A 15,542-nucleotide genomic window follows, 5' to 3' on the forward strand; every position below is an offset into this window, starting at 1 on the left:
AAAAAGGATCCCTTGTGGGATCCTTTTTTATTGAATTCAAACTGTATTATCTAAGACTTTCATTACATGCCTATCATCTAATGGCTTATAACTCGTCTTATTTTCACAGCTATCTCTTAAAGTGGAGAGCGCGTCAGTATAGATTCACTATCTTGCTTGTCGTTTCTTCCAGCTTCTTACTACTGAGTAGCGCCATAAGCCACGAATACCGAAATAACCAATCATTGCTGAAATCACACCACAAATCATACAGCCCAGCAGGAACGGAGGCCCGATGGTACTCATTTGCGCCAAGATAAAGTCCCAAGACAGTTCGAAGTGAAAGGCTTGCGGCGGAACATGCATAACGAATGCACCTACTTTATAGGCAAAGTAGAACAAGACTGGCATGGTTACGGGGTTACTGATCCAAACGAGAGCGACAGCCAGCGGTAAGTTAACACCACATACAACGGCTAGGCCTGCAGACATAATCATCTGGCTAGGTAGAGGGACAAACGCCATGAATAACCCAACAGCGAACGCGCCGGCCGCGGAGCGACGATTAAGGCACCATAAGTTGGGGTTGTACAAAACATTGCCAAAAACTTTTAATGCTTTCTGACGCTTGATGAGCTCATGGTCAGGCATAAATCGTTTGATAAACTTTCTTGGCATAGGAGGAAGCTACTCTCTTGTTTAACACTTGGTTCTTGATTTCATTTGCTGCGACAGTTGTGTCTGCCAGCTTCTGGCCTGTGATGCCACATTGGGTCTTGGCACCATTGATGCTGTTATTACTAATCGCATCAATAAAGTATAGCGTTTTCCGACGTACAAGAGGTCTAGCTACTGCGTTGACACTCGTTGCATGCCTAGGGAATGCGATTGAAATCCAAACAAGTCGCTTATTTCAATCAGGGCAGAATACTACCATAAATGCCTCAGTAGTTAGTCTTTTTAGTGAAAATAGCCATGGTTTTGAAAGCGTAGTAGTAGTTAGATCAATTGACGGTGAAAAATTAATCTTTCCTCAATTGATAAAATTGCGATTGTTTACGCCTTTCAAGCTCACTTTGGGTGATGAAGTTCATTTGTCGGTCAGTATCAAGCCTGTTTTTGGGAAGCTTAATGAAGCGGGCTTTGATTTGGAAAAGCACCTGTTTAGCACTGGGGTTACGGCAAATGCGAATTACCGAACGAATACTAAATATAGAATCCACTCTAGTAACCATCTACGAGCTCGGTGGTTCGAGCGCAGTCTTGATAATCTTAGCCAGCTAAAAAATAACGATTTAATAGTCGCTTTGAGTTTCGGCTATCGAGATCTTATTCCTTCTTTGCGATGGGAGCTGTTGAAAAGTAGCGGCTTGATTCATCTGATGGCGATTTCAGGGCTTCATATCGGTATTGCCTTTGGTATCGGCTATCAGGTGGGGAAGCTAGTGCGTTTGTTGTCTCCTCAGTTGTTATGGTTTCCGACACTGTTTGGTTTAGGCTTCGCTTATTTCTACAGTTGGTTTGCTGGGTTTACACTGCCGACCCTGAGAGCGCTAGTGATGTGTGTCGTGGCAAGTTACTTTCTGTGGCGTGGGCAAAGTATCAGCGTGGCTCGTTATGTTTTAATCAGCTTGTGTATCGTTCTCGTTATTTGGCCTTTTTCTGCGTTATCCAGTAGTTTCTGGTTATCTTTTGGTACATTGGGTGCGGTTCTCTACATTGCGTTCAATAGTGATGCTTCTTCTTCAAATTCTACCTTTATTGAACGAGTGCTAAAGCTCATCAAAATACAGGTCATGCTGACCTTGTTAATTGCTCCCTGTTCGATGTTGTTTTTCAAAGGCGTTAGCTTGATCTCGGTCGTCTACAATTTGTTGCTATTGCCTTGGGTGTCAATGGTGACGATACCTTTGCTGTTTTTGTCGATGTTTCTAAGTTTGGTCACTGAGTCTTTATTTTGGGGAAGTCACTCAATGGCTCGTTTTTCTGCTGAGTTATGGAAACTGGTTGATTTGTCACTTGAACCCTTGGTGTTTAGCTTGCCTTTCTCTGAACAGTTTTGGATTCAGGTCGATAATCACGTAACCGTGTTGCTCGTTTTTCTTATCTTATTCTTCGGTTTTATTGGTCGATACCTTAAACATGGGGTAGCCGCTGTCATCATTGCTGTATTCCTGTTGTGGTGGGAATTTGGCAAAGTGAAACAGGACAGGTTAACTATTGATGTTTTGGACGTAGGGCATGGCTTGTCTCTCATTTTTGAAAAGAACAATCACGTGGTGGTGTACGATTTAGGTAACGCGTGGCCGGGAGGGTCGATGGTCGAGTCACTATTGATTCCTACTTTATCTCAAAGAGGTATAGATGAAATTCAAGGAGTGATCATTAGCCATTTCGATTCTGATCACGCTGGTGGTTACCCTGCATTGCTTGAGAACTATCAGCCTGAATGGATAAGAGCTAGCCAAAGTTTGAATCATCAAATGAGCTCAGTTTTTCAAGCATGTACGTTAGGTGAGGTGTGGGAATGGCAGAACGTGCAGTTTGAGGTGTTGTGGCCGCCAAAACTAGTGAATAGGGCGTATAACCCACACTCTTGTGTCGTACGGATAATTGAACCAGAATCGGGCTTTTCGATGTTGCTCACGGGTGATATTGAACTCGTAAGTGAGTGGTTACTTGCTCGGGAACTTGAACAGCTTCAAAGCGATGCCATGCTAGTACCTCATCATGGTAGTGACAGCTCATCTATCGCCCCTTTCATAGAAGCGGTTTCACCAAAGTTAGCGATTGCTTCGTTGGCAAAGGGAAATCAATGGGGTATGCCAAGCGAATCAGTCGTTCAACGTTACTTACAAAGTGGAAGTGCTTGGCTTGATACAGGTGAAAGTGGACAAATAACCATCACTACCAACCAAGAAGGTTGGCATTATCATACGATTAGAGAGGAACAAGGTCGGCAGTGGTATAGGCAGATGCTTCGTAAGGGAGTAGAATAGATAGATTATTGTGAGAAAATTAAGCGATTTTATGTCAACACAAACAGATGAAACTACCTGGGTCACATTTAAACGACTTTGGACTTATATTCGACTATATAAGGCTGGCCTTGGTGTTGCGGTTATTGCGCTTATTATTAATGCCGTCTCAGATACTTACATGATTTCTTTGCTAAAGCCGTTGCTAGATGAAGGCTTTGGTAGTGCGGAATCAGATTTCCTACGCACACTTCCTCTTATTATCTTTGCCATGATGTTCATTCGTGGTGTCAGCGGTTTCGTATCCACCTATTGCTTAAGCTGGGTTTCTGGCAATGTGGTGATGGAAATCCGCCGTAAAATATTCAGTCACTTTATGCACATGCCAGTCTCTTTCTTTGATAAAGAGCAGACGGGTGCGCTGCTGTCTCGTATTACCTACGATTCGGAGCAAGTTTCTGCGGCAACCAGTAAAGCGCTGGTGAGTATTGTTCGTGAAGGCGCAAGCATCATTGGTTTATTGACCTTGATGTTTTGGAACAGCTGGCAGTTGTCTTTGGTTCTATTTGCGGTTGCTCCACTGGTAGCTTGGGCAATCAGCATAGTATCGAAGCGATTCAGAAAGATTTCTAAAAACATGCAAACCAGCATGGGTCACGTTGCTTCGTCAGCAGAACAAATGCTGAAAGGGCACAAAGTGGTGCTCACTTATGGCGGTCAGGATTTAGAAAAACATCGCTTTGATAAAGTAAGTAACCAGATGCGTCAACAGAGCATGAAGCTAGTAACAGCACAAGCGGCCGCTAACCCAATCATTCAGATGATTGCATCGGTTGCTATTGTTGTTGTACTTGTCTTGGCGAGCGTTGATTCAATTAAGGCTGAACTAACTCCGGGTACGTTTACGGTAGTGTTCTCAGCAATGTTTGGTCTAATGCGTCCACTAAAAGCACTAACTAACGTAACGTCTGAATTCCAACGTGGTATGGCTGCAAGTACGACACTGTTTGGTTTGATGGACTTAGACACAGAGCAGAACACAGGTACCTTGAAACCTGAAACGGTAAGTGGTGATGTTGCGGTAAAAGATGTGACCTTTACTTACGAAGGTGCCGAGAAGCCTGCATTGGATAATGTGAGTTTTAATATACCGAAAGGTAAGACGGTTGCGCTTGTTGGGCGATCGGGTTCAGGTAAGAGTACCATTGCCAACCTATTTACTCGTTTCTATGACGTAGACTCTGGCTCTATTGAACTTGATGGTCACGATATTCGTGATTACGAATTGAGAAATCTGCGTGAGCACTTTGCTCTGGTTTCTCAAAATGTGCATCTGTTTAACGATACGGTGGCTAACAACATCGCTTACGCAGCAGAAGAACAGTATTCACGCGAACAGATCGAACATGCCGCTAAACTTGCTCATGCGACTGAGTTTATTGAAGGTATGGAAAATGGTATTGATACTGTCGTGGGTGAAAACGGTGCGAGCTTGTCTGGCGGTCAAAGACAACGTATTGCGATCGCACGAGCACTATTGAGAGACGCGCCAGTTCTGATTCTTGATGAGGCGACGTCTGCACTAGACACAGAGTCAGAAAGAGCGATTCAATCAGCACTAGAAGAGTTACAAAAAGATAAAACTGTGTTGGTGATTGCTCACAGGCTATCGACGATTGAACAAGCTGATGAAATTTTAGTTGTTGATGATGGTCAGATTGTAGAGCGAGGCCCACACGCAGAGCTAATTGCTCATGATGGTGCCTATGCTCAACTGCATCGAATTCAGTTCAGTGGATAAGATTAGGTCTTTGTTGTGATCGAAAAGATTTGGTTTAACAATCACCCGTTAAAATATCTTCTTTGGCCACTATTGTGGCCATTGAGCCTGCTGTTCAAAGTGATCAGTGGTCAACGTCGTAATGCTTATCTCTCTGGAAAGAAAGAAACCTATCGACCACCTCTGCCTGTAATCGTTGTTGGTAACATTACCGCTGGTGGCAATGGTAAAACCCCTGTTGTGATTTGGTTGGTTGAAATGCTTCAAGCCAACGGTTTTAAACCAGGTGTGGTTTCTCGTGGTTATGGTGCGAAAGCGCCGAGTTATCCACTGGTTTTAGAAGAGAGCACGCCCGCTGAACACTCGGGTGATGAACCCCGCTTGATTCGAAAGCGAACGGGCGCGCCGGTAGCGGTTGACCCAGTAAGAGCGAATGCGGTAAAGGCTTTATTGAATCAAGGCGTGGATGTCATTATCACTGATGACGGCCTGCAGCATTATGCACTTGAACGCGACATTGAGTTTTCAGTTATCGACGGTGTAAGGCGTTTTGGTAACGAGAGTCTGATTCCACTAGGCCCATTGCGAGAGCCTGTATCGCGTTTAGCTGACGTAGATTTCTTGATTAACAATGGTGGAGAGGCACAAGGGCGAGAGTTCTCAATGTCTTTGGCACCAAGTAAAGCGGTTAACCTAAAGACAGGTCAAAAAAAGCCAGTTGCAGAATTACCAAAGCTTGTGGCTTTTGCTGGAATAGGGCACCCGCCCCGCTTTTTTAAAACATTAGACGATCTTGATGGTGATGTGGTTTACACACAAGGCTTCGCCGATCATCAGGATTTTGATAAAGATGAACTTCATGCCTTAGCAAAGAAAGGTATGAATATGATTATGACAGAAAAAGACGCTGTAAAATGCGAAGAATATGCTCAAGACAACTGGTGGTATCTTCCAGTTTCTGCGCAGTTCGAAGAAGAAGCGCAACAGCAAATTTTAAAAAGAATAAAAGAGGTTATGGAATACTATGGATCACCGTCTGCTTGAGATCGTTGCTTGCCCTGTATGTAAAGGTAAACTAACCCTTGACAAGGATAAGCAAGAGCTTGTTTGTAAAATCGATCGCCTAGCTTACCCAATTAAAGAGGGTATTCCTGTTCTTCTTGAACCTGAAGCTCGTACTCTTTCAATGGACGAGGGCAAGTAATGTCTTACACGGTAGTTATACCAGCAAGATACCAATCGAGCCGTTTGCCAGGTAAGCCTCTGGCTGACATTGGCGGCAAGCCGATGATTCAATGGGTATACGAACAGTCAATGAAAGCAGGGGCTGATAACGTAATTATTGCTACCGATGATGCCCGCGTTGAGAAGGCTGCGAAAGCATTTGGTGCGACTGTGTGTATGACGTCACCGAATCACGAGTCAGGTACTGAACGCCTAGCAGAAGTGATTGATGTCATGAACATCCCTGACGATCACATTATTGTCAACGTACAAGGGGATGAGCCACTTATTCCACCGGCGATTATTAATCAGGTGGCGAACAACTTAGCAAACAGCACTGCGCCAATGGCAACACTTGGTGTTGAAATCTCTCACCTTGATGAAGTTTTTAACCCTAATGCTGTAAAAGTCGTGACGGATAAAGACGGCTATGCGCTGTATTTTAGCCGTGCGACGATTCCTTGGGATCGTGATGCTTATGCTAATAACGGTACTGCTGCAGAATCTCCGTTGCTTCGTCATATTGGTATTTACGCTTACCGAGCTGGTTTCATCAATACCTACATCAACTGGGAACCAAGTACCCTAGAGCGCATAGAGTGCTTAGAGCAACTTCGCGTACTTTGGTATGGTGAAAAGATTCACGTAGATGTTGCTGTTGAAGCGCCGGCTGCGGGTGTTGATACTCCAGAAGACTTGGAAGCGGTACGCGCCATCATCGGTTAGACCTGCTTGAAGCAACAAATATACTTAGCCTCGCTCATGCGAGGCTTTTTTATGCCGATTTGTTGCCAATAGAAAGCCTTATTAGCATCAGGTGATTGATATTAGGCCTGTTGCATTATCGAATGCATCATCAAGATTGAATTATCTGAGATTTACCTCGCTCGACTTCCAATTTTTCTCTATAATATGCCGCCTATAAAGTAGTGGCGACTCGCTAGTACAGAATAAAACTTACGACTAAACGTGGAGTAAAAGATGCCTTCTCAAAGCCCAGTGATTACGGTTGATGGACCAAGTGGTGCAGGTAAAGGTACCCTGTGTATGTTACTAGCAGATAAGCTAGGCTTTCATCTTCTAGACTCAGGTGCGATCTATCGCGTACTGGCTTTAGCATCAATTCATCACGGTGTAGATACTGAATCGGAAGACGCTTTAGTTCCTCTTGCAACTCACTTAGACGTTCAGTTTATTGCTGAGGGCGATCTAGTTAAGGTTATCCTAGAAGGTGAAGATGTGTCGGGCGAGCTTCGTAAAGAAGAGACCGGCATGGCGGCTTCAAAAGTTGCTGCATTACCTCGCGTACGTGAAGCATTACTTCGTCGTCAGCGCGCATTCAGCGCTGCGCCAGGTTTGGTGGCTGATGGCCGCGATATGGGAACCGTTGTCTTCCCTGAAGCAGAAGCAAAAATATTTTTAGATGCAAGTGCAGAAGAGCGTGCGACTCGCCGCCTTAAACAGTTGCAACAGAAGGGGTTAGATGTTAAATTTGACGACCTTTTGAGCGAGATCCAAGAGCGAGACGACCGAGATCGTAATCGCCCAGTGGCGCCACTTCGCCCTGCAGAGGATGCTCTAGTGCTTGATTCCACCTCAATGAATATTGAGCAGGTAGTAGAAAAAGCACTACACTATATTGAATCGAAACTAGCTGGGTAATTCTGCCCGGCTGGCAAGAACGTTGGTCGCAAGGATGATGACCGGCGAATTTATCAACCCCATGCGGTAGGATACCCATGGACGTTTAATTATTGAAGATTAAATAATGACTGAATCTTTTGCTCAACTCTTTGAAGAGTTTCTAAACGAAACAGAATTCCAACAAGGCAGCATCGTTAAAGGTACTGTAGTAGCTATCGAGAACGGTTTCGTTCTTGTTGACGCTGGTCTTAAGTCTGAATCTGCTATCCCTGCTGAACAGTTCAAGAACGCTGCTGGCGAACTTGAAGTTGAAGTTGGCGCTGAAGTAGACGTAGCTCTAGACGCTGTTGAAGATGGTTTCGGTGAGACTCAACTTTCTCGTGAGAAAGCTAAGCGTCACGAAGCTTGGATCGTTCTTGAGAAAGCTTGCGAAGAAGCTGAAACTGTTGTTGGTATCATCAACGGTAAAGTTAAAGGCGGTTTCACTGTTGAACTAAACGGTATCCGTGCTTTCCTTCCAGGTTCTCTAGTAGACGTACGTCCTATCCGTGACACTGCTCACCTAGAAAACAAAGAGCTAGAGTTCAAAGTAATCAAGCTAGACCAGAAGCGTAACAACGTTGTTGTTTCTCGTCGTGCTGTTATCGAATCTGAAAACAGTGTTGAGCGTGACGAACTTCTTGAAACTCTACAAGAAGGTACTGAAGTTAAAGGTATCGTTAAGAACCTTACTGACTACGGTGCATTCGTTGACCTTGGCGGTGTTGACGGTCTTCTACATATCACAGATATGGCTTGGAAGCGCGTTAAGCACCCATCAGAGATCGTTAACGTTGGTGACGAAATCCTAGTTAAAGTTCTTAAGTTCGACCGTGAGCGCACTCGTGTTTCACTAGGTCTTAAGCAACTAGGCGAAGATCCATGGGTAGCAATCGCTAAGCGTTACCCAGAAGGTCACAAGCTTTCTGGTCGTGTTACTAACCTAACTGACTACGGCTGCTTCGTTGAAATCGAAGAAGGCGTTGAAGGTCTAGTACACGTTTCTGAAATGGATTGGACTAACAAGAACATCCACCCTTCTAAAGTTGTTAATGTTGGCGACGAAGTTGAGGTTATGGTTCTTGATATCGACGAAGAACGTCGTCGTATCTCTCTAGGTCTGAAACAGTGTAAAGCTAACCCATGGCAGTCATTTGCAGAAATGCAAGCTAAGGGCGACAAAGTTACTGGTAAGATCAAGTCTATCACTGACTTTGGTATCTTCATCGGTCTAGAAGGCGGTATCGACGGTCTAGTACACCTATCTGACATTTCTTGGAATGTTGCTGGCGAAGACGCTGTACGTGAGTACAAGAAAGGCGACGAAATCTCAGCAGTTGTTCTAGCAGTAGATGCAGAGCGTGAGCGTATTTCTCTTGGCGTTAAGCAAATGGAAAACGACCCGTTCAACGCATACGTTGCTGACAACAAGAAAGGTGTTCTTGTAAACGGTACTGTTACTGCAGTTGACGCGAAAGGCGCTACTATCGAGCTAATCGAAGGCGTTGAAGGTTACATCCGCGCTTCTGAGGTATCTCGCGATCGTATCGAAGATGCATCTCTAATCCTAAGCGTTGGTGACAGCGTTGAAGCTAAGTTCACAGGTGTAGACCGTAAGAACCGCGTAATCAACCTATCTATCAAAGCTAAAGATGAAGCTGATGAGCAAGAAGCAATGGCTTCACTGAACAAGTCTGAAGAAGGCGCGTTCGGTAACGCAATGGCAGACGCATTCAAAGCTGCTAAAGGCGAATAATAGCTTCTCATTAAGAGAAATATAGCTATATAGCCAAGAAAGGAGCCGTAAGGCTCCTTTTTTTTTGCTTATTTTTCCGATAGGTCTATAATTTCTAAAAAGAAAACCAACGAGGGTAACTATGACTAAGTCTGAATTGATTGAAAGACTGTGCGCTGAGCAAACGCATCTTTCTGCAAAAGAAATTGAAGACGCTGTAAAAGACATTTTAGAGCATATGGCTTCAACACTAGAAAGTGGTGATCGAATCGAAATTCGCGGTTTTGGCAGCTTTTCTCTGCATTATCGTGAGCCTCGTGTTGGACGTAACCCAAAGACTGGTGACAAGGTAGAGTTAGAAGGTAAATACGTTCCTCACTTCAAACCAGGTAAAGAGCTACGTGAACGAGTAAATACAGGAATGTAGTCTACTTATCGGAATTATGAAAAGCGGCATACTATAATGTATGCCGCTTTTTTATGACCATAATATGGTGGTCTGATTAGTAATTTTCCTGCATAATCGTACAGCTAACCAACCAATGAGTGATGAACTATGAAAATTATAAAAATAGTCGCCGTTATCGCACTTTTCCTAATTGCACTGGCTTTAGGCTCTCAAAACCAAACTATCGTGAATTTTAATTACCTGCTAGCACAAGGTGATTTCCACCTTTCAAGCCTATTAGGTATTGTCTTCATTTCAGGCTTTGCTCTTGCTTGGTTAGTCTTTGGTAACATGCATATGCGATCTCAGCTGAAAATTCATCGCTTGAAGAAGCAACTCAATAAGCAATCAAAGCAGGTAGCTGCTGATACTAAAGCTTAAAGGCTATATTTGATGTTAGAGTTACTGTTCTTACTTTTACCTATTGCAGCCGCTTATGGTTGGTATATGGGTAATCGTAATGCTCAGCAAGAAAAACAAAAGCAATCACACCAGATCTCCCGTCAATACGTGACGGGTTTGAACCTATTACTGTCAGACCAATCTGACAAAGCGGTTGATCACTTCATTGAGCTGCTTCAAGTAGACAATGAAACCATCGATACTCACTTGGCCTTGGGTAACCTATTCCGATCAAGAGGCGAAGTCGACCGCGCTATTCGCATTCACCAAAATCTTATCTCCCGTTCTGGGCTGACTCTCGATCAGAAAAACCTCGCACTGCAACAACTAGCGAAAGACTATATGGTCTCTGGCTTTCTTGATCGCGCTGAAAAAATCTTTGAACAGCTGGTTGATGAACCTGACCACAAAGAGGGTGCTCTGCAGCAGTTAGTTGCAATTTATCAGCAGACTCGAGAATGGAACAAGGCGATTCATTACGGCAATATTCTAGTAAAGCTTGGTAAGAAGAAGATGAAGATGCGTGCTACGGTCGCGCATTTTTGGTGTGAGCTCGCTATGCAAGAACAAGCTGATGGTAATCGTTCAAAAGCATTAGCGCATTTTAAGAAAGCGTTATCTGAAGACCCTAAATGTGTGCGTGCCAGTATCGCTTTGGGTAAATTCCACTTAGCGAACGAAGATTACCAGAAGACGATCGACTGCCTTGAGGGTGTTCTTGAGCAAGATATCGATTTTATCAGTGAAGTGTTACCAACTCTTGCTGAGTGTTATCACAAGCTCGGGCACGAAGCACAGTTGGTTGAGTTCCTTAAAGCATGTATCCAGAAGAAGGCTGGTGTGTCTGCAGAATTGATGCTGGCTCAGCTGGTTGCTCACCATGAAGATGTTGGCTCTGCGCAAGAGCTCCTGACCAAGCAACTTGTTAAAAACCCAACCATGAAAGGTTTTTATCGACTGATCGATTACCACCTAGCAGAAGCAGAAGAAGGCCGAGCAAAAGAAAGCTTAACCACGCTTCAATCTATGGTTGGTGAACAGCTTAAGGTTAAGCCTCATTACCGTTGCCGTCAGTGTGGATTCTCAACACATTCAATGTATTGGCACTGCCCTTCATGTAAGGGGTGGGGAACGATCAAGCCTATTCGTGGGTTGGATGGTGAATAGATTTGTGGTCATTAAAAGACCAAATTATTAATTGCAGCTTTCGGGCTGCATTTTTATGACTGTTATATATCGCCTGCAAGGGTAGATAGATATTTTTTAAGAAAGTTAACTGCGTTAGGAGATGAAATGAACGACCAAAAAATCATTGTAGCTTTGGATTATGACAACCAAGCGGATGCGTTAGCCTTTGTTGATCGTATTGACCCTGCATCTTGCCGCCTTAAGGTGGGTAAAGAGATGTTCACCCTATTTGGTCCTGAGTTTGTTCGTGAATTACACAAGCGTGGTTTTTCAGTATTCTTGGACCTTAAGTTCCACGATATCCCGAACACATGTTCAAAAGCCGTTCGTGCAGCCGCTGAACTAGGCGTATGGATGGTCAACGTACACGCAAGTGGCGGTGAGCGTATGATGACGGCTTCTCGCGAAATTTTGGAGCCTTACGGTAAAGATCGTCCATTGCTGATTGGCGTAACAGTACTGACGAGCATGGAGCAGTCGGATCTAGCGGGTATCGGATTGGATCTAGAACCACAGCAACAAGTGATGCGTTTAGCTTCTCTTACAAAAAACTCTGGTCTTGATGGTGTGGTGTGTTCAGCGCAAGAAGCTTCTTTATTGAAAGGTGCGCTTGGCCAAGAGTTTAAACTGGTGACTCCAGGTATCCGCCCTGTTGGCGCTGATGTTGGTGACCAAAAGCGTATCATGACGCCTTCTAAAGCGATTGAATCTGGTTCTGACTACTTGGTTATTGGTCGTCCAATTACTCAGGCTGTAGACCCTGCAGCTGTGCTTGCTGAAATCAACGGCACACTAGCTTAACTTTCTCTTATAGCTAGCGTGAAACAAATAAGAAGGCCAGCAGTTAGCTGGCCTTCTTTGTTTGGATTGGAGCTGCTTTCTTAGCGGGATTATACTGGTGCGCCACTATGGAATTTAAAGTCGCTGTCGTCTGAGGTGATCAGATCTGCTTCTACTTGAGCGAAGTGGGCGATACGTTCCGAGATATCTTTACCTGCGATTTGCTCTGCTAATTCGAGGTAATCTTGGTAGTGACGAGCTTCTGAACGAAGTAGGGATACGTAAAACTTCTCCATGTCTTCTTCTAAGAAAGGGGCCAGTTTCGCAAAACGTTCACAAGAGCGTGCTTCAATAAAGGCGCCGATGATCAGTTTGTCGACCAGAGCATCAGGCTCGTATGTCTTTACTTGTTTGATCAATCCTTTCGCGTAACGACCGGCTTCGATCGGCTGGTAAGTCACGCCTTTCTTCTCCATTAATTCCATTACTTGATAGAAGTGGTGGAGTTCCTCTTTAATCAACAGCACCATCTTATCGATAAGGTCAGCGCCGTAATTACAGCCTTCTTTTGCTGTGATCTGTTTTGAAACGTTGCTCTTGCCACGAAGTGACTCTAAATCACCAATGCGACGGTAAGCAAATTGCTCGTATGGCAAGATCCATTCGTTTAATTGCTTGGCACTTTCTTTATCTACCGCGTATTTACGGATAAGGAATAAAGCACTTTGAGCAGCCTTGAGTTCACACAACATGTGGTCGCGCAAAATGATGTGGAGGTTTTCAGGCTTTTTGGCTTCATCGATCCATGAATCTGGCGTTTCAGCTTTAAGAAAAGAGTGGATTGGAGCGAGTAATTCTTGATACATGGTCGGAGCAGGTTTGTTGATAATGCGGGATTTTATCACAGCTAATGAGATCTCCCTATACGGAGGAAGGAAATTCATTAGTGACAAAAAAGGTTCATCGCGGATTAGCGGGAACTAAAAACAAAAACGGTAGTAAGTGATATGGTTTAGTCGCCAAACAAAAATCATACACAAACTACCGTTTTCATGCCGAATCATACTTTCCTATCTTCATTCTGGGAAGGCTTTCAAGTCGTAAAGTCTCACCAGACAGCATCACTTATTACCCTGACTCTTGAACCGAACTCTGAGGCTAAGTGCCTTTGTGGTCTCGAGGCCGAGGCTATTCATGAGTATCAATGGCGTCATGTAAAAGAAGCCATGTTGCTCGGTGTTCCTGTTGTTCTTTCTGTTCAAACGCGAAGAATCAAGTGCCGTGAGTGTGGCATAAAAACAGAATCTCTATCTTGGTTGGAGCCTTATGCTCGTATAACGAAGCGCTTAAGAAGCTATATAGAACAATTACTGCCTCTTCTTCCTATTAAGCATATCTCCCGGTTAACGAACGTTCATTGGCACACCATTAAAGAGATAGATAAATCCCGACTTAGAAAAGTGGTACCGCCAGTGAAATGGGAGGAGCTAAGGCAACTCGTCATGGACGAGTTCGCCATCTTTAAAGGGCATCGATATGCCACGGTCATCGCTGACGCTAAGACACACCAAGTCATTTGGATAGGGTTAGGCCGAAGCCGTAAGGACATACGGCCGTTCTTCGAGCAACTAGGCAAGCATGGCAATAATATCGAAGCGGTCGCAATGGACATGAATACGGCTTTTGATCTTGAAGTTAAAGCACACTGTCCGAACGCAAAAATCGTTTACGACTTATTCCATGTTGTTGCTAAGTTCGGTCGAGAGGTGATGGATAGAGTCAGAGTCGACCAAGCCAACAAACTCAAGCAAGATAAAAAAGCGAGGCAATGGATCAAGCGCTCACGCTGGGTGTTGCTAAAAAACAGGGGTAATTTGAATACACAGCAAAACAGCTATCTTACCGAAATATTGAATATCAATAAGGACTTAATGACCACTTATATACTCGGAGCACAACTCAAAGAGCTTTGGTATTGTGAATCAGAAGTACATGCTAAAGGGCTCTGGGAGGCGTGGTGGGCACAAGTACAAGAGAGTGGAATTAAGCCATTGAAAGAGTTCGCACGAAAACTAAGGCCTTATCTTCACGGCATTATCGCATCTGCGAGTTATCCGCTTAACACCTGCACATTGGAAGGGATAAACAACAAGATAAAGCTAATCAAGCGAATGGGATATGGGTATCGAGATACAGACTACTTCTTCTTGAAGATAAAAGCGGCTTTCCCCGGAAAGCCGCGATGAACCACAAAAAAGGCCACCTTAGCGAACTGAGGTGGCCTTCTCGGTGACTTGATTAAGTGGTTACCACTTCTTCTTCTGACCGAATAGGGCATCCATATCGTCATCGCGTTCTTTAGATTCCATTTGCTGTAAATCTTGCGCGTTTTTGTCTTGGCGTTTTTGGTCAAGCTCGTTCAGCATCTGTTGAAGCTTTTCTTTTGCTCTCATTGAGTATGCGTCATTCTTGGTTGCCAGTGCATCAATACCTTTACGAAGCAATTGAATAGCGGTACCTGGTTGGCCGCGTGAAATTGAATCGTTAGCACGTTTAATCACGTTCTCAATGTTGATTCGAATCTGAATAGTCTCTAAACGTGCGTTTTCTACCACATAAGCTTGGGTTTCAAAACGGCCTTTATTGTGTTCGTTACGTACCGTATCGCGTAGGCGCTTAACCAGTTTGAGCATCATGATTGCTTGTTTATCGCTGCTAGGAACTCTAAAGGCCGTGCTTTCGCCACCTTGGTAGTTCTCTTTAAGCTGGGTGATTTGCTGTTTTACGCTTTCAATGCGCTGGGCAAGTTGCTTATTTTTGGGGTCGAGCTGATACATGTTTTCTAATGCATCAAGAATTCGATTATTTAAGCATACAAGAAGATCTTGGCTAAACGGCATGTGGTGCGCGTTGCCAATAAGCTCTTCGGTTCCATCAATAATGGTCAAATAACGAGAAGCTTCCTGTTTCTTCGCTGTTTCTACCTTAACTTTGTACTGAAGCATGATGTTGTAACCTAATACCAACACCAAAAGAATCGCAACTAAGGCAATAATTAAACCAGGGTTATTCATATATTTATGTCTGCTTATGTTTTCTTGAGCTAACTAGAGAGGATACACGATTCCATTGTGTATCGGCACTCGTAAAATGCAATTTCTGATTATCTCTTATTGAGCGTAATCAGCAATCAAAACTATCAACTAATTTATGGGAATGAGGACTAGCTTGCAAAGCCATCGTGGCATTTTTATTTGTTCATCGAGAAAAACTCAATTTTTCTGTCTTTTTAGCGCTTGAAGCGTTATAACTAATAATTATATTACACGAGACTAGAATGCTCTC

Annotated in this window: 15 protein-coding genes; 12 read left to right on the top strand and 3 right to left on the bottom strand. The window is 44.0% G+C overall.

Annotated features, from left to right (window positions below):
- Positions 1–147: 147 nt before the first annotated feature.
- Positions 148–657 carry a DUF2062 domain-containing protein gene (locus tag OCV52_RS05210; RefSeq protein WP_008223866.1) on the bottom strand — a complete coding sequence of 170 codons (510 nt, stop codon included), beginning with the start codon at positions 655–657 and terminating at the stop codon, positions 148–150.
- Between the two features lie 17 nt (positions 658–674).
- On the opposite strand from OCV52_RS05210, the gene OCV52_RS05215 reads away from it, so the two are divergent.
- From OCV52_RS05215 to pyrF, 11 genes are all read left to right on the top strand, one after another.
- Entirely contained in the window at positions 675–2,978 is a 2,304-nt protein-coding gene (locus OCV52_RS05215) for a DNA internalization-related competence protein ComEC/Rec2 (protein WP_137406942.1), read from the top strand.
- A 31-nt stretch (positions 2,979–3,009) separates the two neighbouring features.
- On the top strand, positions 3,010–4,758 hold the full coding sequence (gene msbA, locus OCV52_RS05220) for a lipid A ABC transporter ATP-binding protein/permease MsbA (protein ID WP_061031786.1): 1,749 nt from the start codon (positions 3,010–3,012) through the stop codon (positions 4,756–4,758).
- A 15-nt stretch (positions 4,759–4,773) separates the two neighbouring features.
- Positions 4,774–5,781: a tetraacyldisaccharide 4'-kinase gene (lpxK, locus tag OCV52_RS05225; protein WP_137406941.1), complete on the top strand. Its 1,008-nt coding sequence runs from the start codon at positions 4,774–4,776 to the stop codon at positions 5,779–5,781.
- A complete protein-coding gene (locus OCV52_RS05230; protein WP_137406940.1) occupies positions 5,762–5,941 on the top strand; it encodes a Trm112 family protein in 180 nt (59 codons plus the stop codon). The genes lpxK and OCV52_RS05230 overlap by 20 nt, the downstream gene beginning before the upstream one ends.
- The gene (gene kdsB, locus OCV52_RS05235) at positions 5,941–6,687 is read left to right on the top strand and encodes a 3-deoxy-manno-octulosonate cytidylyltransferase (protein ID WP_137406939.1); all 747 of its coding nucleotides are present in this window, start codon (positions 5,941–5,943) and stop codon (positions 6,685–6,687) included. Before OCV52_RS05230 ends, kdsB begins: the two co-directional genes overlap by 1 nt.
- Before the next feature lie 255 nt (positions 6,688–6,942).
- Entirely contained in the window at positions 6,943–7,623 is a 681-nt protein-coding gene (cmk, locus tag OCV52_RS05240) for a (d)CMP kinase (protein ID WP_137406938.1), read from the top strand.
- Between the two features lie 106 nt (positions 7,624–7,729).
- A complete protein-coding gene (gene rpsA / locus OCV52_RS05245; RefSeq protein WP_061031784.1) occupies positions 7,730–9,400 on the top strand; it encodes a 30S ribosomal protein S1 in 1,671 nt (556 codons plus the stop codon).
- A gap of 121 nt (positions 9,401–9,521) precedes the next feature.
- Positions 9,522–9,806, top strand: coding sequence for an integration host factor subunit beta (ihfB, locus tag OCV52_RS05250; RefSeq protein WP_004741980.1), 285 nt, complete (start codon positions 9,522–9,524; stop codon positions 9,804–9,806).
- 129 nt (positions 9,807–9,935) lie between these two features.
- Entirely contained in the window at positions 9,936–10,208 is a 273-nt protein-coding gene (locus OCV52_RS05255) for a LapA family protein (RefSeq protein ID WP_004741981.1), read from the top strand.
- Between the two features lie 12 nt (positions 10,209–10,220).
- Complete coding sequence (gene lapB, locus OCV52_RS05260; protein WP_102425557.1) at positions 10,221–11,396, top strand: lipopolysaccharide assembly protein LapB; 1,176 nt, start codon at positions 10,221–10,223, stop codon at positions 11,394–11,396.
- Between the two features lie 126 nt (positions 11,397–11,522).
- Positions 11,523–12,218 (top strand): orotidine-5'-phosphate decarboxylase, encoded by a 696-nt coding sequence (pyrF, locus tag OCV52_RS05265; RefSeq protein WP_061031782.1) that lies wholly within the window; start codon positions 11,523–11,525, stop codon positions 12,216–12,218.
- A gap of 89 nt (positions 12,219–12,307) precedes the next feature.
- On the opposite strand, the gene miaE is transcribed toward pyrF, so the two are convergent.
- Positions 12,308–13,102, bottom strand: a complete 795-nt coding sequence (miaE, locus tag OCV52_RS05270) for a tRNA isopentenyl-2-thiomethyl-A-37 hydroxylase MiaE (protein ID WP_275245645.1) — start codon at positions 13,100–13,102, stop codon at positions 12,308–12,310.
- Positions 13,103–13,249: 147 nt separating this feature from the next.
- Here miaE and OCV52_RS05275 point away from each other — a divergent pair, with 147 nt between their 5' ends.
- Positions 13,250–14,443, top strand: coding sequence for an ISL3 family transposase (locus OCV52_RS05275; RefSeq protein ID WP_261900840.1), 1,194 nt, complete (start codon positions 13,250–13,252; stop codon positions 14,441–14,443).
- Between the two features lie 60 nt (positions 14,444–14,503).
- Here OCV52_RS05275 and OCV52_RS05280 read toward each other — a convergent pair whose 3' ends face one another.
- Positions 14,504–15,271: a hypothetical protein gene (locus tag OCV52_RS05280; protein ID WP_008224295.1), complete on the bottom strand. Its 768-nt coding sequence runs from the start codon at positions 15,269–15,271 to the stop codon at positions 14,504–14,506.
- Positions 15,272–15,542: the final 271 nt, after the last annotated feature.

The organism is Vibrio chagasii (assembly GCF_024347355.1).
Classification (GTDB): Bacteria; Pseudomonadota; Gammaproteobacteria; order Enterobacterales; family Vibrionaceae; genus Vibrio; species Vibrio chagasii.